Below are 22,132 nucleotides of genomic sequence, written 5' to 3'. Positions count from 1 at the left end.
CCGTCACGTCTCCTTACAGAAAGTCAGATACTAACCTATGGGCTCCCCGCCCGCTTTGCATTTCATCTGGGGAGTCCGTTGTATTTTTGCAACGGGTTCCTGATGGTCCCGGCTAGCTTTGCTGCCAGGGTTTGAGCGTCTGGATGTCCCAGCGCCCACGCTCGATACGGCACGCCGAGCCCTGCAGCCAGCGCTCCGTCTTGCCGTTGACGTAGCTCGCGAGGAAATCGCGGCACGTGCGGCCGTTGTCGGCCGTGTAGGACTTGGCGATCGGCGTCACCGAGCCGCGAGCGCCGGTCTGCGGATTCTGCCAGGGCTGGCTGGAATCCTTGCTCCCCCTGGTCAGCACGTCCGACGCGGCGTTGCGGGCAAAAGCGAGATCGGCTTCGGTCGGCTCGCGCTCGGGCGGCGGGCTGACCGCGCCGGTGATCTCCGCATCGTCCATCTTGGCAAAGGCCGTTTCAGGGCGAGACAGGCTGCAGCCGCCGCCGGACAGGCCGATTAGAATGAGTGTCAAAGCGGTGCCGGCATGACCGATCGCGGATAGGCCAAGTCGGACCGATGCCCTATATAGGACCGGACCCGGATGGACTTGCGCGCGCTTGGCCGCGGGTGAACGCAAAACTCGGACTCCCCAAAGACATGACCGACCCCACGAGCATCAAACACCAGACAACCTTAACATCCGGTACATCGGCCGATTTTACCCAGGCCGGCGAGCCGTTTGCGCTGTTTGCCGACTGGTTTGCGGAGGCCAGCAAGAGCGAGCCCAACGATCCGAATGCGATGGCGCTGGCGACGGTCGACGATAGCGGGTTGCCCGACGTGCGCATGGTGCTGATGAAGGGCTATGACCAGGACGGCTTCGTCTTCTACAGCCACAAGGCCAGCCAGAAGGGCCGTGAGCTCGCCGCCAATCCGAAGGCCGCGCTGCTGTTTCACTGGAAGTCGCTGCGCCGCCAGGTCCGCATCCGCGGCCTCGTGACGCCGGTGAGCGACGAGGAGGCCGACGCCTATTTCGCGACCCGGCCGAAGCAGGCGCAGCTCGGCGCCTGGGCCAGCAAGCAGTCGCAGCCGCTGGAGAGCCGGTTCGCGTTCGAGCAGGCGATCGCCAAGGTCGCCACGCAATACATCATCGGCGAGGTGCCGCGGCCGCCGGGATGGAGCGGCTGGCGCATCGCGCCCATCAGCATGGAGTTCTGGCACGACCGGCCGTTCCGCCTGCACGACCGCATCGAATTCCGCCGCGACGCCGCCGACCAGCCGTGGACCAAGGTGCGGATGTATCCGTGAGACATCGCCGAGCGCGCTAGCGCCCGGCTGCCGGCGTCTGATGCCTTGTCGGACGAATCGCCCGCGCGTGCGTGAATCGAGCGCCGCACCTGCAACCATTGTGGTAAGTTGATCCGTCCGGGATCGTGAGAGACCCAGTTCATGCCGACTCCTTCGAACCAGCCGCGGCGCACGATGCTGCTGACCGGCGCCAGCCGCGGCATCGGTCATGCCACCGTCATCCGATTCTCCTCCGCCGGCTGGCGCGTCATCACCTGCTCGCGGCATCCCTTCCCCGAGGAATGTCCGTGGGGCGCAGGTCCCGAAGACCACATCCAGGTCGACCTTGCCGATCCCGAGGACACGCTGCGGGCGATCGAGGAGGTCAAACAGCGCATGGACAGTGGCGAGCTGCATGCGCTGGTGAACAACGCCGCGATCTCGCCGAAGGGCGCCGGCGGCGCCCGGCTCGGCACCGTCGACACCGACCTCGACACCTGGAATCACGTCTTCCGCGTCAACTTCTTCGCGCCGATCATGATGGCGCGCGGCCTGATCAAGGAGCTGAAGGCGGCCAAGGGCTCCGTCGTCAACGTCACCTCGATCGCCGGCTCGCGCGTGCATCCCTTCGCCGGCGCGGCCTACGCGACCTCCAAGGCGGCGCTGGCGGCCCTGACCCGCGAGATGGCGTCGGATTTCGGCCGGGTCGGCGTCCGCGTCAACTCGATCGCGCCGGGCGAGATCGATACCTCGATCCTGTCGCCCGGCACCGAGAAGATCGTGCAGGAGCAGATCCCGATGCAGCGCCTCGGCACGCCCGACGAGGTCGCCAAGATCATCTACGTGCTGTGCACCGAGACCAGCTCCTACGTGAACGGCGCCGAGATCCATATCAACGGCGGCCAGCACGTCTGAGACCGTCGCCGCGGAGGGGCCTGCCCGTCTCCGGTTTGGTTCACGGCGGATTGCCGCGCGCGGCAAGTTCCAGATGGCCGTGCGAAGCGGCGATTAACACCGTTTCCGAAGATCGATTCGGCCGCCACAAACAAAACAGCGCTCCCGGAGGGAGCGCTGTTCAAGGGATGACATCGGCTGCTGAATTTCCGATCGTGGACTTTCGGGCGGCATTGCCGGGATACCGCTCGGCCGAGAACAGTCGTTCAGCCTTCGCACACCAGGCCACGAAGGATCTGCGCGGCGCGCCAGCGCAGGCGGTCGGACTCGACGTTGAGGGCGCTGGAGCAATCATCCTCGCGCTCGTCGTCATCGAGCTCGGCGCCGCAATAGCGGCAGGTGCGCGGCGACAGCGCATGGGCCACGACGATGTCGGCGCGGCTGCGTTGATAGTTGGCCAGCTCGATCACGTTGTTCGATGCCGTTATGCGTTTCTCAACCATTGCCGCCTCTTGGATAAGGCGCGATGAACGCGCCCTCGAGCTCTGCCTTGCATGCCACGCGCCGAGACGCTCGTAGTCGGTCATGCTCACGAGCAGATTTATCGCAGAGAAGTTTCGATCAAACGTTCAGGGTTCCCGTCAAATTTTACCTGAGGAATTGGGGCGGCTTTGCAGCGGCGTTGCGGCTGGCCTAACAAGTATTTCTGTTATGCGTTGCACGTTGCCGCTTGTGACACTTGCAGTGCATAGCGACTATCAGTCGGCGGCACGCGACCAACGAACATGTCGCCCACGCAGCTAACAACGGGGCACGAATGAGGCGCTGCGGATGGCGCTTTGCCGCAGCCTTCGCGCGGGCGAGCGGCCTGGGGCGGCCGGCGATTCCAGCTCGGCTGCGCTACAGCCACTTCTTCAATTTGAAGATGTAGTACGGCACGATCGCACAGATCAGCATCAGCACCAACGCCATCGGATAGCCGTGCACCCATTCGAGCTCCGGCATCATCTTGAAGTTCATGCCGTAGATCGATGCGATCAAGGTCGGCGGCATCAGGACCACCGCCATCACCGAGAACAGCTTGATGATGTTGTTCTGCTCGAGGTTGACGACGCCGAGCATCGCATCCAGCACGAAGGTGATCTTGCTCGCGAGGTAGGACGCGTGGTCGGTCAGCGAGGCGACGTCGCGCTGCATGGTCTTGAGCTGCTCGCGCATGTCCTTCGACCACTTCACGCCTTCGACCACCGCAGACAGGAAGGTGACGAGGCGGCCGATCGACACCAGGCTCTCACGCACCTTCGAGGTCAGGTCGCCCTTGCGCCCGATCGCGATCAGAATCTGCGAATATTGCTTGGCGTGTCCGTGACGCTCATTGTTCGGCTCGAAGATCTCGTGGCTGACCTGATCGATATCAGCCCCGACCTTCTCGAGAATGTCGGCGCAGCGGTCGATCACGGCGTCGAGCAGCTCCATCAGCACCATCTCGCCGGTGATCCCGGGCGCACAGTTGCGGGCGAGCTTGGCCTCCACCACCGCGAACGGGCGCGGCTGGTCGTAACGCACCGTCACCAGGCGGTGGCCCGCCAGGATGAAGGTGACTGCCGTGGTCCTCGGCATATCGGAGTCCGAGTGACACATCAGCGTGGCCGTCATGTAGCGGGCCCCGTTCTCGATGTAGAGACGGCTCGAGATCTCGATCTCCTGCATGTCCTCGCGGGTCGGCACCGCGATCCCGGCCAGCTTTTCCACGGCCCGGTCCTCGGCGCTGCTCGGGTTCACGAGGTCGACCCAGACCGCATTGTCGGGCAGAGCCGCGGGATCGGTGATCGCCAGCTTCTTCAGCGCGGCTTCGGACGGAACGAACACCGAGAACATGGACAAAACTCCGAATCGCGAAACGTGAATTTTCGGGGACGTAGCGGCGGGATGCTGCCGCCTTGTGACGCAGCTTGCGAGCCCGGTCCATGGGCTTTCTCGCGAAGGCCATGGTCTCAAGGGTAACGCCCCGGCGGAGAGACGATCGTGCCATTCGGAGCACAGCTGTGGATGACTGCCCGCATTTTTGCGGCAAAAAAGCAACAATCGCGGCGCTGCAGCGTGACCTGTGCGTGTATCGGCTGGAATTGAGAACGATTTTGACGATAATGGGACATGTGGAATCGCGCTGCAGTGGCGCGGCCGTACCATTGCAACGTCAGCTGTCAATTGGAATTGGTGACATGTCGCTGAAGGTGAAACTCGGACTCCTGGCCGCCGGCCTGATGCTGTCGGGCTGCATGCAGGCCACGACGTACGAGGCGACCAACACGCAGGCCTTCAAGCCGAAGGACAAGGAGCTTCTCGCGAAGATCCGCTACACCAACACGCCGGTGGCCGAGCCCTATCGGCGCGCGATCGTCGAGTATCACCGCAAGGAAGCCCCGGGCTCGATCGTCGTCGATTCCGACAGCCACTACCTCTATTACGTCCTCGATGGCGGCAAGGCGATTCGCTACGGCATCACCGTCGGCGAAGAGGCGATGGCGTGGTCGGGCATCGCGAAGGTCGGCGCCATGACCGAATGGCCGGCCTGGCATCCGACCAAGGGCGAGATCGAGCGCCTGGGCGTTCCGACCTTCGTCGCGCCGGGTCCCGACAATCCGATGGGCTCGCGCGCGATGTACCTCTATGCCAACGGCAAGGACACGCTGTTCCGCATCCACGGCACCAACCAGCCGGAATATATCGGCGCCTCGATCTCCTCGGGCTGCATTCGCCTGACGAACGAAGATGCGATCGACCTCTATAACCGGGTGAAGGTCGGCACCATCGTCGTGGTGCTGGATCCGAAGAAGGGTGATTCGCCCTACAAGCCGCAGATGGCGCTGCAGGGCGGCGGCACCTTCGCTGCGATGCAGTGAGCCCCGGCTGAAGCCGGTACGATATTCAAAAGCCGAGAAGCGCGTTTAGCAGCCTTTCCAAGGCGCCGGTCACCCGGCGCCTTTTTGTTTGGGGCTAGAACAATCCGCGGAACGGATCCCAGCCACGCCGGCCGTGATGGCGCTTCCGTGGAGCCGGCTTCGATGGCGAAGCCCGTTCCCCACTTGAGCTGTTCAGGGCGCGCTGGTCCCGCCCGGCTGTATTCCGTGCCTTGTCGGACGCTACGGTCGGCGCGCGCGTCTCTGCGGCGACGCGTCCGGACTTTTGCTGTTCAGGCGCAGACTTCGACGCGGTCTGCCGATTGCGGACCGTTCCGGCGGGCTTTGCGGCCGGAGGCTGCGCTTCCGTATCGGCCCGTCCGGAGCGGTCGTCAGCAGAAGGGCTCTGCGCGGTGGCCGGCGGCTCGGCCTTCTCGTCGGTACCGGCGCGACCGCTGCTGTTGTGTTCGGCGTCGGTGCTCGCGGTCTTCCGGACATTTTCGGTGCCAGCCTGCGCGGTCTCGCGTGACGGCGCGTCGTCGGGCCTGGCGGCGGGCATCAGGGGCGCGACCTTCGGCAGCGGGTCGAGCACGTCCCATTGGCAGATGCGGTAGTTGTTGCGGCGTTCGATCAGGTCGAGATGAATGTGATCCTCGTGGTACCAATCCGAATCGGGGCCGAGCACCGTGGAGAAATGGGTGCAGACCGCGTGCAGCACGGACTCGCGCAAATCGCGCGGCTGATTTCGGTCGGTGAGATCGATCATGCGGCCGTCGGCCAGCTTGAAGCCGTGGACGTCCAGCGCATTGGCACGGCCGTGCTCCGATAGCTGCGCGCCGCTGACATTGTTGCGGCCGCGGCACTGATAGGAATCGAAATTGTCGAGCGCAGTGACCGCGCTGCCGAGCCGTTCGGCCAGCGGCGCCACATCGTTGCGCACCCAGTTGACGACCGCGGTCGCCATCGGACAACGCATGGTCGCCGCAGGCGTCAGCGCCACCCTGCGCTTGTCAGGCAGCACCACCGCCTCCAGCCGCACCAGGTCCTCGCCGCCGCAGCCCCCGGGCCCCTTGATCGGCGGAATCGATGGCGCGATCGCGACCGCTTCGGTCAGGGCCAGCCTGCAGGCCGAAGGCGGCGGCGGGGCTTGGGCATCCACCTTTGGACCGGCGCTGGCCGCGTCGCGCGGAGCGGCATCCTCCCCCTTGGCCGCTGCCCGCGCCGGCGCATCGGCAGGCCGCGGCTGCGGAAGCGGCACCTTGGCAACACCGTCGGCCAGCTTCGCTGCGGCCTCGGCGGCCGTGGGCGGGCTGCGGTGCGCCGATTTCGCGGCCGCCGCCGGCGCCGCCATGAGCCAGCTCAATGCGATCGCCACGGCCACAGCGCTAACCATCACGCCCGGCGCGACGTCGTGGCCATCACAAGCCCATTTGCGTCGGGTGCGGCGCGCGCTAAAATTGACCAAAGAGACCAAAAGACCCTCGCTGCAAGCGAATACCGGAGGAACGACCTGATGCTTGGTTTGATGCAAGACTGGCCCCTGCTTTGTCACCGGATCATCGAGCATGCGGCGACAATCCACGGCTCCCAGGAGGTCGTGACCCGCTCGGTCGAGGGCCCCATCGTTCGCACCACCTATCGGCAAATCCACGACCGCGCTCTCAAGGTCTCGCAGAAGCTGACGCGCGACGGCATCAAGCTGGGCGACCGCGTCGCCACGATCGCCTGGAATACCGGCCGTCATCTCGAGGTCTGGTACGGCATCATGGGAGTCGGCGCGATCTGTCACACGGTCAATCCGCGCCTGTTTCCCGAGCAGATCGGCTGGATCATCAACCATGCCCAGGACCGCATCGTCATCACCGATCTGACGTTCGTGCCAATCCTCGAGAAGCTCGCCGACAAGCTGCCGAGCGTCGAGCGCTACATCGTGCTGACCGACGCCGCGCACATGCCGCAGACGACGCTCAAGAACGCCGTCGCCTACGAATCGTGGATCGGCGAGGCCGACGGCGACTTCGCCTGGGGCACCTTCGACGAGAACACCGCGGCCGCGATGTGCTACACGTCCGGCACCACGGGCGATCCGAAAGGTGTGCTGTATTCGCATCGGTCCAACGTGCTGCATGCGTTGATGGCCAATAGCCGGGATTCACTCGGTACGTCCGCAGCAGACACAATGCTTCCGGTGGTTCCGCTGTTCCATGCCAACAGCTGGGGCATTGCCTTCTCCGCTCCCTCGATGGGCACCAAGCTGGTGATGCCCGGCCCCAAGCTCGACGGCGCGTCCGTCTACGAGCTGCTCGACACCGAGAAGGTGACCTACACCGCCGGCGTGCCGACGGTGTGGCTGATGCTGCTGCAGCACATGCAGGCGCATAACCTCAAACTGCCGCATCTGAAGATGGTGGTGTGCGGCGGCTCGGCGATGCCGCGCTCGATGATCCAGGCCTTCCTCGACATGGGTATCGGCGTGCGCCATGCCTGGGGCATGACCGAGATGAGCCCGATCGGCACGCTCGCCACCCTGAAGCCGCCGTTCCTCGCCGCCGACGGCGACGCCAAGCTCGACGTGCTGCAGACCCAGGGCTTCCCGCCGTTCGGCGTCGAGATGAAGATCACCGACGATGCCGGCACCGAGTTGCCGTGGGACGGCAAGACCTTCGGCCGGCTCAAGGTGTCCGGGCCCGCGGTGTCGAAGGCCTACTACAAGGTCGACAGCAACATCCTCGACGATGAAGGCTTCTTCGACACCGGCGACGTCGCAACCGTCGACGAGCATGGCTACATGCGCATCACCGACCGCTCCAAGGACGTCATCAAGTCCGGCGGCGAATGGATCTCCTCGATCGACCTGGAGAATCTCGCGGTCGGCCATCCCGCGGTCGCCGAGGCTGCCGTCATCGGCGTCTATCATCCGAAATGGGATGAGCGCCCGCTGCTGATCGTGCAATTGAAGCCCGGCCAGACGACGACGCGCGAGGACATCCTGAAATACATGGAGGGCAAGATCGCCAAATGGTGGATGCCCGATGACGTCGCCTTCGTCGACGGCATTCCGCACACGGCAACGGGCAAGATCCTGAAGACCGCGCTGCGCGACCAGTTCAAGAGCTACCGCTTCCCCAACGCCGCAGCTTAGCAACAACTCCCGTTCCGCGCGAGACTCACGGCCCCTGCGCCCCCCGCTGGGGCCGTTTGCGTTCCGCGCAAAAAGTTCCATCGCCCTCGCCTCGACCAAAGGCGAATAGGAAGCCCATGGGCGGGTTCCTAAGGTCCGGCACCATAAAAAACGAGGGAACGCCACCATGCGAAAATCAATCCGCCTGCTGCCCTGGCTGCTGGGAGCATCACTGGTCGCCACGGCCGCTCATGCCGCCGGCAACAAGGTCGTGATCGGCGACATCGACGACATGTCCGGGCTCTATGCCGACGTGATCGGGCCGGGCGGCGTCGAGGCTGCAAAGATGGCGATCGAGGATTTCGGCGGCAGCGTGCTCGGCAACAAGATCGAGTTCATGGAGAGCGATCATCAGAACAAGCCGGACGTCGGCGCCCAGAAATTGCGCGAGTGGGCCGATCGCGACGGCGTCACCATGATCCTCGGCGGCTCCAACACGGGGGTCAGCCTCGCGATGGCCACCGCCGCCAAGGAGAAGAAAATACCGTTCATCGCGATCGGTGCCGCCGGCGCCTCGCTGACGGGCAAGGATTGCACGCCCTACACCGTCCACTACGCCTACGATACGACGTCGCTCGCCAACGGCACCGCCAAGACCATGGTCAGCCAGGGCGGCAAGAGCTGGTTCTTCCTGACCGCCGACTACGCCTTCGGCACCCAGTTGCAGGAAGCCGCGTCCAAGGTGGTCGAGGCCAATGGCGGCAAGGTGGTCGGAGCGGTCCGCGTGCCGCTCTCGACCTCGGACTTCTCCAGCTATCTGCTGCAGGCGCAGGGCTCGGGCGCGCAGGTTCTGGGCCTCGCCAATGCCGGCAACGACTTCACGAACTCGATCAAGGCCGCGGATGAATTCGGCATCGCCAAGACGATGAAGCCGGCGGCGCTGCTCGCCTTCATCAGCGACATCCACAGTCTCGGCCTGAAGACCGCGCAAGGTCTCTATCTCACCACCGGCTGGTATTGGGATCTCAACGACAAGACCCGCGCCTTCGCCAAGCGCTACTTCGAAAAGACCAAGCGCGAGCCGACCATGAACCAGGCCGCCTACTACTCGGCGACGACGACCTATCTCAACGCCGTGAAGGCGGCCGGCACCACCGACTCCGACAAGGTCATGGACCAGCTGCGCAAGATGAAGATCGACGACATGTTCACGTCGAACGGCAAGATCCGCGCCGACGGCCTGATGGAGCACGAGATGTACATCATGCAGGTCAAGAAGCCGGAGGAGTCGAAGTACCCCTGGGACTACTACAAGCTGATCCAGACGATGTCGGGCGAGGAGGCGTTCGGCAAGCTCGCCGACTCGGCCTGCCCGCTGGTGCATGGGCACTGAGCATCCGGCGCAGCCTGACCAAGGAAGCCGCGGCCCCTCCCTTTCGGCGGGGCCGTGGCGCTTGTGCCGCTGCGGCTTTGACGTGGCGCAAGATGGCAGTCTCGGCCGCATCTAGAAGATGGGCATGGGTTCAAGAGCGCGCGTCCCGGCTTCCACGACATGGCGCGACGTACCGTCGACGGTGCTGACGCTCGGGCTGGTATCGCTGCTGATGGACATCTCCTCGGAGCTGATCCACGCGCTGCTGCCGGTCTTCCTCGCCACCGTGGTCGGCGCCTCCACGGTGACCATTGGCCTGATCGAAGGCGTGTCCGAGGCTACCGCCGCAATCACCAAGGTGTTCTCCGGCGCACTGTCCGACCGCATCGGAAAGCGCAAGCTGCTGGTCGCAATCGGCTATGGGCTGGCGGCATTGACCAAGCCGGTGTTTCCGCTCGCCGGCACATCCTGGCAGATCCTCGCCGCGCGCTTCGTCGACCGCATCGGCAAGGGCATCCGCGAGGCGCCGCGCGACGCACTGATCGCCGACGTCACGCCGGAAGGCATCCGCGGCGCGAGCTACGGCCTGCGCCAGGCGCTCGACACGATCGGCGCCTTTGCCGGTCCCCTCCTCGCAGTGGCGCTGATGGCGCTCTATGCCAACGACTTCCGGGCGGTGTTCTGGTGGTCGGCGCTGCCGGCCACGCTTGCCGTGCTGCTGATCCTGTTCGGCGTGCGCGAGCCGGTGGAGACAGCGCCTGCGCCGCACCCCGGCTGGCCGGTCCATGCGCGCGAGCTGCGCCGGCTGCCATCAGCCTACTGGATCGTGGTCGCCATCGGCGCGGTGTTCGCGTTGGCCCGCTTCAGCGAGGCGTTCCTGGTGCTCAAGGCGCAGGCCGACGGCCTCGCTCTCTCCCTCATCCCGTTGGTCTACGTGCTGATGAACCTGATCTATGCCGGCGTCGCCATGCCCGCCGGCATCCTCTCCGACCGCATCGGCCGCAACAACGTGCTGACCTGCGGCCTCGGGGTGCTGACAGCCGCCGACCTGACGCTGGCCTTCGTGCCCGGCCTGATCGGCACCGCGATCGGCGTCGCGCTGTGGGGCCTCTACCTCGGGCTGTCGCAGGGGCTGTTGTCGGCGATGGTCGCCGATACCGCCCCGCCGGACCTGCGCGGCACCGCGTTCGGCCTGTTCAACCTTGTGACCGGCGCTGCGCTGCTGGTCGCGAGCCTGCTGGCGGGATGGCTGTGGCAAGCCTATGGGTCGCAGGCGACGTTCGCGACCGGCGCGGCATTCTCCGTCGCAACCATCCTATTGATGCTGACGGCCTTGCGCGCCCGCCCCATCCCAAGCGCCTGACGCAGTCAACGGATCAACCGCCCTCTCCGGGCCAGACCCCTCTTGAATTTAGCCCCTCCGCGTGGTCTCACACGGATGACCCGGCCGCCCGGCGCAACGCAGGCAGCGGCCCAACCCGGCAGTTCCTGACACGATGGCACGCAGGTTTCACGCCCCCTATCTGTCGGAGCCCATCTCCAGCCTCGCGACCTGGACCCGCAATCTGGCGGTGTTCTCGGTCGTCGCCGTGCTGGTCTCGATCCTGATCCTGCGCTTCGATTTTCTGGAGATGAAGCCGGCGCTGGCGACGTTCTTCGGAGCGCTGGGGCTTGCCGTGCTGTCGATCCTGCTCGGGCTCGCGGCCTTCGTCGCGATCTGGCGCAACGGCAGCCGCGGCATGAGCCGGATCCTGCTCGCCTTCATGATCGATGCCGTGGTGCTGGCCTATCCGGCCTACCTCGCGCTCCAGTACCGCAAGCTGCCGAAGATCTACGACATCACCACCGACCCGATCGATCCGCCGCGCTTCGAGGCCTTGGCGCCGCTGCGCAACGGCGACGGCACCAACACGGCCGTGTATGCCGGGCTGTATTCAGCCGAGCAGCAGCAGAAATTCTATCCGGACATCGAGCCGGTGCAGATCGAGCTGCCGCCCGATCGTGCCTATGCGATCGCGCTGAAGCTGGTCAACCGGCGCAAATGGTTCGTGGTCGACGAGCGCGCGCCGCAGCCGCCGCGCCGCGTCGGCCGCATCGAGGCGGTCGCACGCACGCCGATCATGGGCTTTCGCGAGGACATCTCGATCCGGATCCAGCCCGACGGCGAGGATTCCCGCGTCGACGTCCGCTCCGCCTCGCGCTATTTCGAGTCAGATATCGGCAGCAACGCCGCGCGCGTGACCAAGCTGATCGAGGATCTCTCCAGCGCCGGCGAGGCCGAGGCGCAGAAGCCGGTGAAGAAGGTGACGCCGCCGCCCATGGCGGCGAAGGGGAATGCGAAGACGGTGAAGAAGTGAGAGGCGAATTGCGAAGAGGGAGGAGCGAATAGGGAATGAAATCGGTCCCCGCTCGCGCTCTTGCCCTGCTCGCTATTCGCTCCTCCCTGTTCGCTATACCAGCCGATACGTCCCGCCGATCACCGGATCGCCTTCCGTCGCGACCACGCCGCGGGCGACGAGGTCTTCCAGATGCGCCAGCACGGAATAGCCGGCCGCCGTGGTGAGCCGCGGATCGATGCCGATATAGATCGCGCGCACCATGGTCGGGATGTCGGCCTCGCCCTTGGCGAGGCGATGCAGGATCGAGGCTTCGCGCGCCTGGCGATGGCGCATCAGGAAGCGCGTGTAGCGCGGTCCCTCCGGAATTTCCGGTCCGTGGCCTGAGAAATACAGCTCCTCGGGCCGCGCGGCGAGCCGCTCCAGCGAAGCCATGTAGTCGACCATCGAACCGTCGGGCGGCGCCACGATCGAGGTGGCCCAGCCCATCACGTGATCGCCGACGAAGGTGGTGCTACGCGCGCCCCAGGCGAAGGCGAGATGGTTGGCGGTATGACCGGGTGTCGCCAGCGCCTCGAGCTGCCAGCCCTGCCCCTCGATCACGTCACCATCGGCAACGGTGACATCGGGCGCGAAGTCCCGATCGACGCCGGATTCCGGGCTGTGCTTCTCGCTCTCGTAGCGCGGCCGCGACGCGCGATGCGGGCCCTCGGCATAGACGGTGGCGCCGGTCGCGGCCTTGAGCCGGCCGGTGTTCGGCGAGTGATCGCGGTGGGTGTGCGTCACCAGGATGTGCGTGACGGTCTCGCCTCTGACGGCATCGAGCAGCGCCTGCGCATGGGCCTCGTTGTCCGGACCCGGATCGATGATCGCGACGTTACCGGTGCCCACGATGTAGCTGACGGTACCGGTGAAGGTGAACGGGCTCGGATTGTTGCAGAGGACGCGGCGAATGCCCGGACGCACCTCCTCGACGACTCCAGCTGCAAGCGGGAAGTTGCGGTTGAATGGGACGTCTTCCTCGGCCATCTGCTGCCCTTAACTCTGCGCGGGCGCTTGAATGGCCCGCTTCCTCCGGCGTCATGCCCCGCGCAGGCGGGGCATCCGGTACGCCCTGGCATATCGGCTGATCACTCTCGTCTCGGCATACTGGATCGTCCGCTTGCGCGGACGATGACAGTTGAGGACTCAGGGCCCGTCCCCAAGATCGACCAGGCGAATTAGAAGAACGCCTGATTAGAAGAACGCCTGGATGCCGGTGATGGCGCGGCCGAGGATCAGCGCGTGGACGTCGTGCGTGCCCTCGTAGGTATTGACCGTCTCGAGGTTGGCGACGTGGCGCATCACCTGATACTCGATCGAAATGCCGTTGCCGCCGTGCATGTCGCGGGCGACGCGGGCGATGTCGAGCGCCTTGCCGCAATTGTTGCGCTTGACGATCGAGATCATCTCCGGGGCCATCTTGCCCTCGTCCATCAGCCGGCCGACGCGCAAGCTTGCCTGCAGGCCAAGCGCGATCTCCGTCTCCATGTCCGCAAGCTTCTTCTGCACCAGTTGCGTGGCGGCCAGCGGACGGCCGAACTGCTTGCGGTCGAGCGTGTACTGGCGGGCGCGATGCATGCAGTCCTCGGCGGCGCCGAGCACGCCCCAGGAGATGCCGTAGCGGGCGCGATTGAGGCAGCCGAACGGCCCTTTCAGGCCGGACACGTTGGGCAGCAGCGCGCTCTCCGGCACCACCACGCCGTCCATCACGACCTCGCCGGTGATCGAGGCACGCAACGAGAGCTTGCCGCCGATCTTCGGCGCCGACAGCCCCTTCATGCCCTTCTCGAGGATGAAGCCACGGATCTGGTTGTCATGCGCGGCCGACTTCGCCCACACCACGAACACGTCGGCGATCGGCGCGTTCGAGATCCACATCTTGCTGCCGGTCAGGCGGTAGCCGTCGGCGACCTTCTCGGCGCGGGTCTTCATGCCGGCCGGATCGGAGCCGGCATCCGGCTCGGTGAGGCCGAAACAGCCGACCCATTCGCCGCTGGCGAGCTTCGGCAGGTACTTCTTGCGCTGGCTCTCGTCGCCATAGGCGTAGATCGGATACATCACCAGCGAGGACTGCACCGAGTTCATCGAGCGGTAGCCGGAATCGACGCGCTCGATCTCGCGTGCCACGAGGCCATAGGCGACGTAGCTCGCATTGGCGCAGCCATATTCCTCCGGCAAGGTGATGCCGATCAGGCCGAGCTCGCCCATCTCGTTGAAGATCTCGCGATCGGTCTTCTCGTCGAGATAGGCCTTGGTCACGCGCGGCAGCAGCTTGTCCTGGGCATAGGCGCGCGCGGTGTCACGCACCATGCGCTCGTCCTCGGTCAACTGCTCGTCCAGCAGGAAGGGATCGTCCCACTGGAAGCTCGACTGGGCCGGCTTGTCCTTTGCCTGAGGGCGCGCGCTCATGAATGGTCCTTTCGCGTCTCGCTGCGCACGGGTCGCAGCAGTCTAGAGGTTAAATCCTGGAAGTTCAGCCTTCAAGCCGCTCGTTGGCGACGATCTCGATGCCGAAACCCGACAGGCCCTTGTAGTCATGCGCTGACGACGTCAGGTTCCGGATCGAGGTCACGCCGAGATCACGCAGGATCTGCGCACCGACGCCGACCTCGCGCCACTGCCGATGGCGATCGGCCTCCGCGGTATGCGGCTCTTCGACCGGCTCGACGGGAACGCCGGCCGCGCCGTCGCGCAGATAGATCAGCACGCCGCGACCGGCCTGCTTGAAGTGCTGCAGCACCGCCTGGATACGCTGCGGGCCCGCGATCAGATCCTTCACGATGTTGGGCTTGTGCAGCCGCGTCAGCACATTCTTGCCGTCGCCGATGCCGTTGTAGACGAACGCGGCGTGGGTGATCGGATCGAACGGCGAGCGGTAGGCGAAGCCCTGCAGCGGCCCGATCGGGCTGTCGGTCGTGAACGTCGACACCCGCTCGATCAGCTTCTCGCGCGCCTGCCGGTAGGAGATGAGATCGGCGATGGTGACATGCTTGAGATTGTGGGCCGCGGCGAAACGAACGACCTGCTCGCCCTTCATGACCGTGCCGTCATCGTTCATCAACTCGGAGATGACGCCGACCGGCGGCAGCCCCGAGAGCTTGCAGAGATCGACCGCCGCCTCGGTGTGGCCCGAGCGCAGCAGCACGCCGCCGTCGCGCGCGATCAGCGGGAAGATATGGCCGGGCCGCGCAAAATCATTGGCGCCGGCATTGGGATTGGCGAGCGCGCGACAGCAGGAGGCACGCTCCTCGGCCGAGATTCCGGTGCCACCGTCCGGCTTGTAGTCGATCGAGACGGTGAACGCCGTGGTGTGATTGGAATCATTGTGCGCGACCATCGGGTCGAGCCGCAGCCGCCGCGCGTCGTCGGCCGTGATCGGCGCGCAGACGATGCCGGAGGTATGGCGAATGATGAACGCCATCTTGTCGGGCGTGCAGAGCGAGGCGGCGACAATGAGATCGCCCTCGCCCTCGCGGTCGTCGTCATCGGTCACGACGACCATCTCGCCCTTGGCGAAGGCGTACAGAACTTCCTGGATCGAGTCGGCCATTGCAAGTCTCGCTGCTTTTCCGGGCTGCTTTAGCCGGGATCGCAGGCGCGCGCCAGAGCGGCGGAATCGCCGCGCGAAGGTCGCCTTCCCCGGGAAAAGGACCTGCCCTGCCAGGACAAGCGCCCTGGTATCTGTTTAAAGTCGCCTCAAATCGAGAACAAGGGAGCCGCGCCTCATGGCCGCATTCGATTTTGCACCCCTCCTCAGCCCCGGCCTGCCCACGCCGGCCGCGCGCTGGACGGGACTCGCAAAATACAGCTTCGTCGGTGGCAACAACGACGCCGACGCCGTGCCCGTGGAGGGCTTGCGCGCGGCTGCCGACGCCGTGCTCGCCCGCGAGGGACGCGCGCTCGCCACCTACGGCCTCGCGCATGGGCCTCAAGGCTACCGGCCGCTGCGGGACTTTCTTGCCGCCAAGCTGACGCGGGACGCGGGCATGTCGGCGCGCGCCGACGACATCATGATCCTGTCCGGCTCGCTGCAGGGCCTCGACCTCGTCAACCAGGCGCTGCTCACGCGCGGCGACACCGTGCTGGTCGAGCAGGACAATTACCAGGGCACGCTGACGCGGCTGGCGCGACTGGGCGTCAAGGTCATCGGCATCCCGCTCGACCGGGACGGCATGCGAACCGATGCGCTGGCGACGGTGCTGGCCGATCTCAAGGACCGCGGCATCCGGCCGAAATACATCTATACCATTCCGACGGTGCAGAACCCGACCGGCACCATCATGCCGGAAAGCCGGCGGGCCGAGCTGCTGTGGCTGTCGCGCGCCTATGGCGTACCGGTGTTCGAGGACGACTGCTACGCCGACCTGATCTGGGAGGGCAAACGGCCCCGCGCGATCCACGGCATGTCCGATCATGGCGGTGTGATCCACCTCGGCTCATTCTCGAAATCGGTCGCGCCCGCGCTGCGGGTCGGCTTCCTGGTCGCGCCCTGGGAGATCATGTCGGTGCTGCTGGCCCTCAAGACCGATGCCGGCTCGGGCGCGCTGGAACAGATGGTGCTGGCGGAATATTGCAGACCGCATTTCGCGACCCACGTGCCGCAGTTGGTGCGGGGCCTGCGCGCCAAGCTGGACACCCTGATCGAGGCGCTCAACGCGGAGTTCGGCACCTCCGCCGAGTTCGCGCCACCCAAGGGCGGGATCTTCCTCTGGGTCAAGCTGCCGGATCAGGTTGACGCGATGAAGCTGTCACAGGCAGCGCTCAAACGCGGCGTCTCGATCAATCCGGGACCGGAATGGTCCACCGACGCCGCGCATGCGCGGAGCCGCCTGCGGCTGTGCTTCGCCAGCCCCTCGCATCAGGAGATCCGCGAGGGCATCGCAGTGCTCGCCGATGTCTGCCGGGAGGAGTTCGGCGTGCCGCTCCGCTCGTCCAATGTAGAGCGGACGCGCGCGATCGAGTGATTTGCGCGCCGCTCACCGCACCGAAAAGGGCGACTGATAGGGCCGCCCGAACGGCACGCCATTGATCACCGTCTGCACCGGCTTGAGCTGCAGCTTGCCGTCGCGCTTGTTGCCGCGGGTATCGACGAAGCTGACGGGCCCCTCGACCAGGTCCATGATTGCAACGTCGGCCGGCGCGCCTACCTGCAACGTGCCGATCTTCGGCGCACGGTTGATGATCTTGGCCGGCACAGAGGTGGCCATGCTCACCACCTGCTCCAACGAAAATCCCATCGCGATGAATTTCGCCATCACGTTGGGCAGGAACGGCATGCCCGGACTGTTGCCGGAGAACACATGGATGTCGGAGGAGATCGTGTCCGGGCCGCAGCCGCCGGGGATTGCGACTTCGGCCACGGTGAAATCGAAGCTGCCGCCGCCGTGGCCGACATCGAACAGCACGCCGCGCTGCTTGGCGGCGAGCGCCGCGGGCAGCAGCTTGCCGTCCTGGACGATGTTGGTGAAGGCGCCGCCCATATTCGGCGCGCCGGAATAGGCATGGGTCAGGATGTCGCCGGGGCGCAGCAGGTCCAGGATCTGTGACATCAGCTCGCCGGTCTCGACGCCACCGATATGCACCATCATCCGCGCCGGCCAGCCGCACAGCTCGCAGGCCTTGATGGCACGCTTCAGCGGCTCGATCCCGTGCTTGAAGATCACGTTCTCCGACATCCGCACCTTGACCCCGAGCAGGAAGTCCGGGTTCTCCGCCAGCGCCATGGCGCAGGCGTCGACCTGCGCGTTGTCGATGTTGTAGAGCTCGGCCACCGGGAACGCCGACAGGCCGTTGTTGGCGATGTGGACGAAGGCGTAGATGCGTGCCCGCGACTGGGCGGTGATGAAGCGGCGCAGCGCCGCCAGATTGTTCACACCGGCGTCGCCGGCCGAGACGACCGTCGTGGTGCCCTGGAATTGCACCAGTTCGTCCGGGGGAATCCCGATCGCCGAACCATAGGGGTAGACGTGACTGTGGAGATCGATCAGGCTCGGCGTCACCAGCCGGCCGTTGGCGTCGATCGACCGCAGCGCCCGCTCGGCCGGTATCTCGGGCTCGACCGCTTCGACGACGCCCCAGCGGATCCCGATGTCGCGCCTGCCTCGGAGCGACTGGCTGGGATCGATCACGTCGCCGCCCTTGATCACCAGATCGAACTTGTCGGCCGGCCCCATCGCGGCGCCGGCGGGACCCGATAGCGCGGCCATGGCGGCCGCTCCGGACGACAGCAGGAATTTGCGGCGCGACAGCGCAGACATGGTCAGCCTCCCCACGCTTGTTTGTAGTTGCGGGGAGCATGCGCCTTGTCCCCCTCGCCAGCAAGGCCGGCCCGGAAAGAATGAGACTTTGTGCCAACGATCTCGGCGCAGGTCTGTCGTTGCGCCGTTGACGCAGTGCATTAAGATGTCACGGCAGTCATCCCCGCGAGACCGCATGATTTCGATCTCCCGCCCTCTCATCGCAATCGTCCTCTGCGCATCATCAGCGTCTGCCGCCCGGGCCGACGACACCGTCGAGGTCGCCCGGACCTGGGGCCTGATCGGAACCTGGGCCGCCGACTGCAGCGCACCGCCGGTCAAGGGCCGCGGCGCCATCATCTCCTACGAAGTCACTGACGATCGTCACCTGATCTATCGTCGTGACCACGATCCGTCCGACGTCAACCAGGTGGCGAGCGCACGCGTCGAGGCGGACCAGACGCTGGTGCTCTCGATCGTGCTGCCCAAAGCGCGCCAGACGCGAGAGAACGGGATCACCCGGACCGCCGACGGCAACATCCGCTCCGTGTTCAATCGCGGCGAGGACGACAGCTACACCATTCGTGACGGCCGCTTCGTTGCCAACGGCAAGCCGACGCCAGCGCTCAGGAAATGCGACTGACGCGGCGGGCTCGAGGGGGCGCCGCGATTCGCCCGCGAGCTTGAAGACCAAATCTGAACGTGCATTCAGCAACTTCGTGGAAGTTCCTGCGGAACGTTCTTTCACACTTCAAGTTGATCCCGCACTTTCATTCTGGAGGACAACATGAAGAAAATCGCTCTCGCGCTCGCTTCCCTGGCGGTCGTCGCGCTCGCGGCACCGTCGATCGCCAATGCCGAGACCGTGGTCATCAAGCGTGGCGGCCATCACTACCACCACGGCTGGGATCGGTCCCGCGCCGAATACCGCATGCATCGTGAGTACCGGCCTCACCGTTATGTCCGGCCCTTCCACCGCCATCACGATCGCACCGTGATCATCCGGCGCGACTGATCTGCAACTTCGACACAGCAATGGCCCCGCAAGGGGCCATTTTCTGTGGCGTTCGTTCTGACGCCCGTTCTTGCAGGGCTTCGCGTGGTCGTCAGCGGTCCCAGTCCGGCGCAAAGGCCGGATTGACGAAGCGCTTGTCCTTCGGGAGGGACGCGATGGTGGCGCGATCCTCATCGTCGAGTTGAAGCTTCATCGCATCCCAGTTCGCACGCTGACTTTCCGGGCGCGCTGCCTTGGGGATCGCCGCCACCCCATCCTGGTCCAACAGCCATTTCAGCGCGACCTGGGCGGCGCTGGCGCCATGCTTCCTGCCGATGGCCCCAAGCGTCTCGTCGGCGGCGGCCCGTCCCTGCGCCAGCGGGCAATAGGCCACCAGGGGAATCGAGCGGCCCGCCATGTAGGCCATCAGCTTCGACTGGTCGAGCATCACATGATATTCGACCTGATTGCAGGCGACAGGTGCTTGGATCTCCTCGACCGCCTGCTTCAGCAGCGCGACGGTGAAGTTGGCGACGCCGATCGCGCGCGTGCGCCCCTCCTCCTTCAGCTTCAGCAGCGTCTCCAGGGCGGCGGGCAGGTTCATCCCCTTGGCCGGCCAGTGGATGAGATAGAGATCGACGAACTCCAGCCGGAGCTTCTTGAGGCTCGTGTCGAAGGCACGGCGGATCGCATCCGGCGCGAGGTTCTCCGGCCAGACCTTGGTGGTGACATGCAATTCGGCGCGCGGCAGATTGGTCGCCGCAAGTGCAGCACCGATCGCGTCCTCATTGGCGTACATCTCGGCGGTGTCGATGTGGCGGTACCCGAGCGCAAGCGCGCTCTCGACGGCCTCGCGGCAGACGGTGCCCTGCATGCGAAAGGTGCCGAGCCCGAGCTTGGGCAGGCGGATACCCTGGGTGTCGATGGCGTTCATGAAATCTCCTGGAATCGCGCGAGCCGCTCGCCAGCGAGCGCCGGCGGCAGCCTCGAAACATCAAGACCTTGGCGGGAAGTGCTCAGCTTGCCTTCGCTCCGCTTGCGAGTTCAAGCAAGCCGGCATCCACCTCGATCAAGATGTCGGGAGCGAGGTTCCTGGACGCAACAGGCGCGCGGGTAGACCCGCCGATCAGCGCCAGTTGCAGATGCCGCCGCTGCCAGGCCGGCACGGCCAGGTCTGAATGCGCGTATCCATCGCCTGCGCGTCGAGCGGATTGCCGCGCCGATGGACGAGCTTGGTGCGGGCGGCGCCGCGGGGCCGCTCGGCCGTCCTCGTGCCATGAGTCCGCCGGGTGGCGACGGCGCGCGGGATGCCGGAACTGACGTCGGGGTCAACAGCAGAACGGACCGCGACCGCAGGTCGGTCTGTTTTGGCTTCGATGGGCACAGGTTCGAAATGCGCCTCGGGGCCGAGCGGCTCCGGCGACAACACGGCCTTCGACAAATCGAGCTTGAGGAAGTCACCCGGCTGATAGGCCCCTGCCACAGCATCGGTCGCTGCGAGCAACACGGCGCACGTAATCGTGCCGACAACAGCTCTCAACACCATCCCATCCTCCCGTTCCCCCGCGTAACGCCCACTTACGCGCGCCCCTGCCATGAGATCTCCGCGCGCCCGCTGACGGCAAAGGCGCACGGCTGCAAGAACCGGCTGCGAGCGCCTGAGTTCGCGCCACGCATCATGTTCGATGATCGACCGTTATCAGTTCGGAGAAAGCGCCCGCCAACCGCCGGTCGTTCGACGCATCATAGCCAAAGTTCCGCGCTCGTCTCTCATGTAGGTCACGGCGCCGTCATTTCCAGGCCCAAAACTGCTGATCACGGTTACCGCTGTGCACGCAAACGGGCGCTCGCGAGATAAGTCATACTAATTCGAGGAATCGATTCTGATGCGGCAGCGTAGCCTCTCGGCGACGCCCGGCGCGATATGCATGACGCCGGGCTTGGCCGCGAACTCGCCGTCGAAATTGAGCGGACTAGCGAAACCGCGCCACGGCTCGATGCACAGGAACGGCACGCCGCCGGGCTTCGACCAGATTCCAAGCTGACGAAAATTATCCCAGGCTAACTCAAGCGCCGGTCCCCTGGTTCCGACGAGGCGAACCGAACGGCTGGCCGGCTGATCGAGGATCACGGCATCATCGTCGAACAGACGTTCGCTCAACGGGAGAACGCGCCCCTCGATCGGTGAGGGCTCCGGCCGCTCGCGCAGCAAACCGCCGGTCAGACGGCGGATCGGCGCCAGCTCAGGCTCTGCAAAAATCAGCCGATAGCTCTCCTTCGGCTGGCCGGGGAGCAGCGGCCAGTTGAAGGCGGGATGGCCGCCGAACGAGGCGGGCAGCATCTCCGCACCGGGGTTGGCGATCTCGACCGCCACGTCCAGCGCGTCAACGGCGATCCGGTAGCTCACCGTGAGACGGAAGGCGAACGGATAGCGCACCCGCGTCGTCTCGTCGTCGGTCAGTTGCAACACGCACGACTCGGCCCCGCGCTCCAGCCAGGTGAAACGCAGGTCGCGGGCGAAGCCGTGCTGGGTCATCGGATAGGTCTGGCCGCGGTGGTGGAGCTGGTCATTCTTGAGTCGGCCGACGATTGGAAACAGCCATGGCGCATGGCGCGGCCAGGCGCCTCCGGCCTGCCAGAGCAACTCCAGGCCCCCGGCCGTCTTCAGCGAGCACAGCTCGGCGCCATCAGCCTTGACCGAGGCGGTGATGCCGCCCGCGCCGATCGTGTGAAGGTCGTCGCTCATCTGCCGTCACCCTCGTCGCAAAGAGATCACACGAGGTGATGCCGGATCGCGGCAGCAACGTCCAGGGTGCGGTTCATCACCAGCGCGGAGACCACCGCCACAAGCACAGGGGACGGGGATGTCGAACACGCGGCCGAAGCCGAGGATATCGCCGCGTTCATAGGGCCCGCGCGGTGTCCGAAGGGTAGGCAACCCGCGCCAAATCTTCGTGCAGGCCGC

21 protein-coding genes are annotated in these 22,132 nt (G+C 65.6%); 10 read left to right on the top strand and 11 right to left on the bottom strand.

Going from position 1 to position 22,132, the window contains the following annotated elements; genetic code table 11:
• Positions 1–112: 112 nt before the first annotated feature.
• Positions 113–517 (bottom strand): RT0821/Lpp0805 family surface protein, encoded by a 405-nt coding sequence (locus tag QW845_RS14865; RefSeq protein ID WP_315802308.1) that lies wholly within the window; start codon positions 515–517, stop codon positions 113–115.
• Positions 518–642: 125 nt separating this feature from the next.
• On the opposite strand from QW845_RS14865, the gene pdxH reads away from it, so the two are divergent.
• Both pdxH and QW845_RS14855 read left to right on the top strand, forming a co-directional pair.
• Positions 643–1,293 carry a pyridoxamine 5'-phosphate oxidase gene (gene pdxH / locus QW845_RS14860; RefSeq protein ID WP_315802307.1) on the top strand — a complete coding sequence of 217 codons (651 nt, stop codon included), beginning with the start codon at positions 643–645 and terminating at the stop codon, positions 1,291–1,293.
• A gap of 141 nt (positions 1,294–1,434) precedes the next feature.
• Positions 1,435–2,187, top strand: a complete 753-nt coding sequence (locus tag QW845_RS14855) for an SDR family oxidoreductase (RefSeq protein ID WP_315802306.1) — start codon at positions 1,435–1,437, stop codon at positions 2,185–2,187.
• 245 nt (positions 2,188–2,432) lie between these two features.
• Here QW845_RS14855 and QW845_RS14850 read toward each other — a convergent pair whose 3' ends face one another.
• Positions 2,433–2,753 carry a hypothetical protein gene (locus tag QW845_RS14850; RefSeq protein ID WP_409997915.1) on the bottom strand — a complete coding sequence of 107 codons (321 nt, stop codon included), beginning with the start codon at positions 2,751–2,753 and terminating at the stop codon, positions 2,433–2,435.
• A 313-nt stretch (positions 2,754–3,066) separates the two neighbouring features.
• A complete protein-coding gene (locus QW845_RS14845; RefSeq protein ID WP_315802305.1) occupies positions 3,067–4,044 on the bottom strand; it encodes a magnesium transporter CorA family protein in 978 nt (325 codons plus the stop codon).
• 344 nt (positions 4,045–4,388) lie between these two features.
• Between QW845_RS14845 and QW845_RS14840 the strand changes: the two genes are divergently transcribed.
• Positions 4,389–5,069: a L,D-transpeptidase gene (locus QW845_RS14840; protein WP_315802304.1), complete on the top strand. Its 681-nt coding sequence runs from the start codon at positions 4,389–4,391 to the stop codon at positions 5,067–5,069.
• Between the two features lie 94 nt (positions 5,070–5,163).
• Here QW845_RS14840 and QW845_RS14835 read toward each other — a convergent pair whose 3' ends face one another.
• On the bottom strand, positions 5,164–6,429 hold the full coding sequence (locus QW845_RS14835) for an extensin family protein (RefSeq protein WP_409997914.1): 1,266 nt from the start codon (positions 6,427–6,429) through the stop codon (positions 5,164–5,166).
• Positions 6,430–6,579: 150 nt separating this feature from the next.
• On the opposite strand from QW845_RS14835, the gene QW845_RS14830 reads away from it, so the two are divergent.
• The 4 genes from QW845_RS14830 to QW845_RS14815 all read left to right on the top strand — a co-directional run bounded on the left by QW845_RS14830 (position 6,580) and on the right by QW845_RS14815 (position 11,916).
• Positions 6,580–8,208 carry a fatty-acid--CoA ligase gene (locus tag QW845_RS14830; protein WP_315802302.1) on the top strand — a complete coding sequence of 543 codons (1,629 nt, stop codon included), beginning with the start codon at positions 6,580–6,582 and terminating at the stop codon, positions 8,206–8,208.
• Positions 8,209–8,374: 166 nt separating this feature from the next.
• On the top strand, positions 8,375–9,580 hold the full coding sequence (locus tag QW845_RS14825; protein WP_315802301.1) for an ABC transporter substrate-binding protein: 1,206 nt from the start codon (positions 8,375–8,377) through the stop codon (positions 9,578–9,580).
• Positions 9,581–9,698: 118 nt separating this feature from the next.
• Positions 9,699–10,922, top strand: a complete 1,224-nt coding sequence (locus QW845_RS14820; RefSeq protein WP_409997913.1) for an MFS transporter — start codon at positions 9,699–9,701, stop codon at positions 10,920–10,922.
• Positions 10,923–11,055: 133 nt separating this feature from the next.
• On the top strand, positions 11,056–11,916 hold the full coding sequence (locus QW845_RS14815; protein WP_315802299.1) for a DUF1499 domain-containing protein: 861 nt from the start codon (positions 11,056–11,058) through the stop codon (positions 11,914–11,916).
• 93 nt (positions 11,917–12,009) lie between these two features.
• On the opposite strand, the gene QW845_RS14810 is transcribed toward QW845_RS14815, so the two are convergent.
• The 3 genes from QW845_RS14810 to ribB form a co-directional block, all read right to left on the bottom strand.
• Positions 12,010–12,924, bottom strand: a complete 915-nt coding sequence (locus QW845_RS14810; protein WP_315802298.1) for an MBL fold metallo-hydrolase — start codon at positions 12,922–12,924, stop codon at positions 12,010–12,012.
• Positions 12,925–13,131: 207 nt separating this feature from the next.
• Complete coding sequence (locus tag QW845_RS14805; RefSeq protein WP_315802297.1) at positions 13,132–14,346, bottom strand: acyl-CoA dehydrogenase; 1,215 nt, start codon at positions 14,344–14,346, stop codon at positions 13,132–13,134.
• Between the two features lie 64 nt (positions 14,347–14,410).
• A complete protein-coding gene (gene ribB, locus QW845_RS14800; RefSeq protein ID WP_315802296.1) occupies positions 14,411–15,487 on the bottom strand; it encodes a 3,4-dihydroxy-2-butanone-4-phosphate synthase in 1,077 nt (358 codons plus the stop codon).
• 175 nt (positions 15,488–15,662) lie between these two features.
• On the opposite strand from ribB, the gene QW845_RS14795 reads away from it, so the two are divergent.
• On the top strand, positions 15,663–16,901 hold the full coding sequence (locus QW845_RS14795; RefSeq protein ID WP_315802295.1) for a PLP-dependent aminotransferase family protein: 1,239 nt from the start codon (positions 15,663–15,665) through the stop codon (positions 16,899–16,901).
• 12 nt (positions 16,902–16,913) lie between these two features.
• Here the strand turns inward: QW845_RS14795 and QW845_RS14790 are convergent, their stop codons facing one another.
• Positions 16,914–18,194: an amidohydrolase/deacetylase family metallohydrolase gene (locus tag QW845_RS14790; RefSeq protein WP_315802294.1), complete on the bottom strand. Its 1,281-nt coding sequence runs from the start codon at positions 18,192–18,194 to the stop codon at positions 16,914–16,916.
• Positions 18,195–18,369: 175 nt separating this feature from the next.
• On the opposite strand from QW845_RS14790, the gene QW845_RS14785 reads away from it, so the two are divergent.
• Positions 18,370–18,816, top strand: coding sequence for a hypothetical protein (locus tag QW845_RS14785; RefSeq protein WP_315802293.1), 447 nt, complete (start codon positions 18,370–18,372; stop codon positions 18,814–18,816).
• 144 nt (positions 18,817–18,960) lie between these two features.
• Positions 18,961–19,188, top strand: a complete 228-nt coding sequence (locus tag QW845_RS14780; protein ID WP_315802292.1) for a hypothetical protein — start codon at positions 18,961–18,963, stop codon at positions 19,186–19,188.
• A 91-nt stretch (positions 19,189–19,279) separates the two neighbouring features.
• On the opposite strand, the gene QW845_RS14775 is transcribed toward QW845_RS14780, so the two are convergent.
• The 3 genes from QW845_RS14775 to QW845_RS14765 form a co-directional block, all read right to left on the bottom strand.
• Entirely contained in the window at positions 19,280–20,101 is an 822-nt protein-coding gene (locus QW845_RS14775; protein ID WP_315802291.1) for an aldo/keto reductase, read from the bottom strand.
• A gap of 192 nt (positions 20,102–20,293) precedes the next feature.
• Positions 20,294–20,713 carry a hypothetical protein gene (locus QW845_RS14770; protein WP_315802540.1) on the bottom strand — a complete coding sequence of 140 codons (420 nt, stop codon included), beginning with the start codon at positions 20,711–20,713 and terminating at the stop codon, positions 20,294–20,296.
• 318 nt (positions 20,714–21,031) lie between these two features.
• A complete protein-coding gene (locus QW845_RS14765; RefSeq protein WP_315802290.1) occupies positions 21,032–21,913 on the bottom strand; it encodes an aldose 1-epimerase family protein in 882 nt (293 codons plus the stop codon).
• Positions 21,914–22,132: the final 219 nt, after the last annotated feature.

Source organism: Bradyrhizobium sp. SZCCHNS3002 (genome assembly GCF_032377435.1).
Lineage (GTDB): Bacteria > Pseudomonadota > Alphaproteobacteria > Rhizobiales > Xanthobacteraceae > Bradyrhizobium.
This window is presented reverse-complemented; position numbering and strand designations above follow the sequence as displayed.

What these genes read in the sequence shown, in the direction of transcription:
- pdxH (WP_315802307.1), top strand. Translation starts at nt 643, where the DNA reads ATGACCGACCCCACGAGCATCAAACACCAGACAACCTTAACATCCGGT.
- QW845_RS14855 (WP_315802306.1), top strand. Translation starts at nt 1,435, where the DNA reads ATGCCGACTCCTTCGAACCAGCCGCGGCGCACGATGCTGCTGACCGGC.
- QW845_RS14850 (WP_409997915.1), bottom strand. Translation starts at nt 2,753, where the DNA reads ATGACCGACTACGAGCGTCTCGGCGCGTGGCATGCAAGGCAGAGCTCG.
- QW845_RS14845 (WP_315802305.1), bottom strand. Translation starts at nt 4,044, where the DNA reads ATGTTCTCGGTGTTCGTTCCGTCCGAAGCCGCGCTGAAGAAGCTGGCG.
- QW845_RS14840 (WP_315802304.1), top strand. Translation starts at nt 4,389, where the DNA reads ATGTCGCTGAAGGTGAAACTCGGACTCCTGGCCGCCGGCCTGATGCTG.
- QW845_RS14830 (WP_315802302.1), top strand. Translation starts at nt 6,580, where the DNA reads ATGCTTGGTTTGATGCAAGACTGGCCCCTGCTTTGTCACCGGATCATC.
- QW845_RS14825 (WP_315802301.1), top strand. Translation starts at nt 8,375, where the DNA reads ATGCGAAAATCAATCCGCCTGCTGCCCTGGCTGCTGGGAGCATCACTG.
- QW845_RS14820 (WP_409997913.1), top strand. Translation starts at nt 9,699, where the DNA reads ATGGGCATGGGTTCAAGAGCGCGCGTCCCGGCTTCCACGACATGGCGC.
- QW845_RS14815 (WP_315802299.1), top strand. Translation starts at nt 11,056, where the DNA reads ATGGCACGCAGGTTTCACGCCCCCTATCTGTCGGAGCCCATCTCCAGC.
- QW845_RS14810 (WP_315802298.1), bottom strand. Translation starts at nt 12,924, where the DNA reads ATGGCCGAGGAAGACGTCCCATTCAACCGCAACTTCCCGCTTGCAGCT.
- QW845_RS14805 (WP_315802297.1), bottom strand. Translation starts at nt 14,346, where the DNA reads ATGAGCGCGCGCCCTCAGGCAAAGGACAAGCCGGCCCAGTCGAGCTTC.
- ribB (WP_315802296.1), bottom strand. Translation starts at nt 15,487, where the DNA reads ATGGCCGACTCGATCCAGGAAGTTCTGTACGCCTTCGCCAAGGGCGAG.
- QW845_RS14795 (WP_315802295.1), top strand. Translation starts at nt 15,663, where the DNA reads ATGGCCGCATTCGATTTTGCACCCCTCCTCAGCCCCGGCCTGCCCACG.
- QW845_RS14790 (WP_315802294.1), bottom strand. Translation starts at nt 18,194, where the DNA reads ATGTCTGCGCTGTCGCGCCGCAAATTCCTGCTGTCGTCCGGAGCGGCC.
- QW845_RS14785 (WP_315802293.1), top strand. Translation starts at nt 18,370, where the DNA reads ATGATTTCGATCTCCCGCCCTCTCATCGCAATCGTCCTCTGCGCATCA.
- QW845_RS14780 (WP_315802292.1), top strand. Translation starts at nt 18,961, where the DNA reads ATGAAGAAAATCGCTCTCGCGCTCGCTTCCCTGGCGGTCGTCGCGCTC.
- QW845_RS14775 (WP_315802291.1), bottom strand. Translation starts at nt 20,101, where the DNA reads ATGAACGCCATCGACACCCAGGGTATCCGCCTGCCCAAGCTCGGGCTC.
- QW845_RS14770 (WP_315802540.1), bottom strand. Translation starts at nt 20,713, where the DNA reads ATGGTGTTGAGAGCTGTTGTCGGCACGATTACGTGCGCCGTGTTGCTC.
- QW845_RS14765 (WP_315802290.1), bottom strand. Translation starts at nt 21,913, where the DNA reads ATGAGCGACGACCTTCACACGATCGGCGCGGGCGGCATCACCGCCTCG.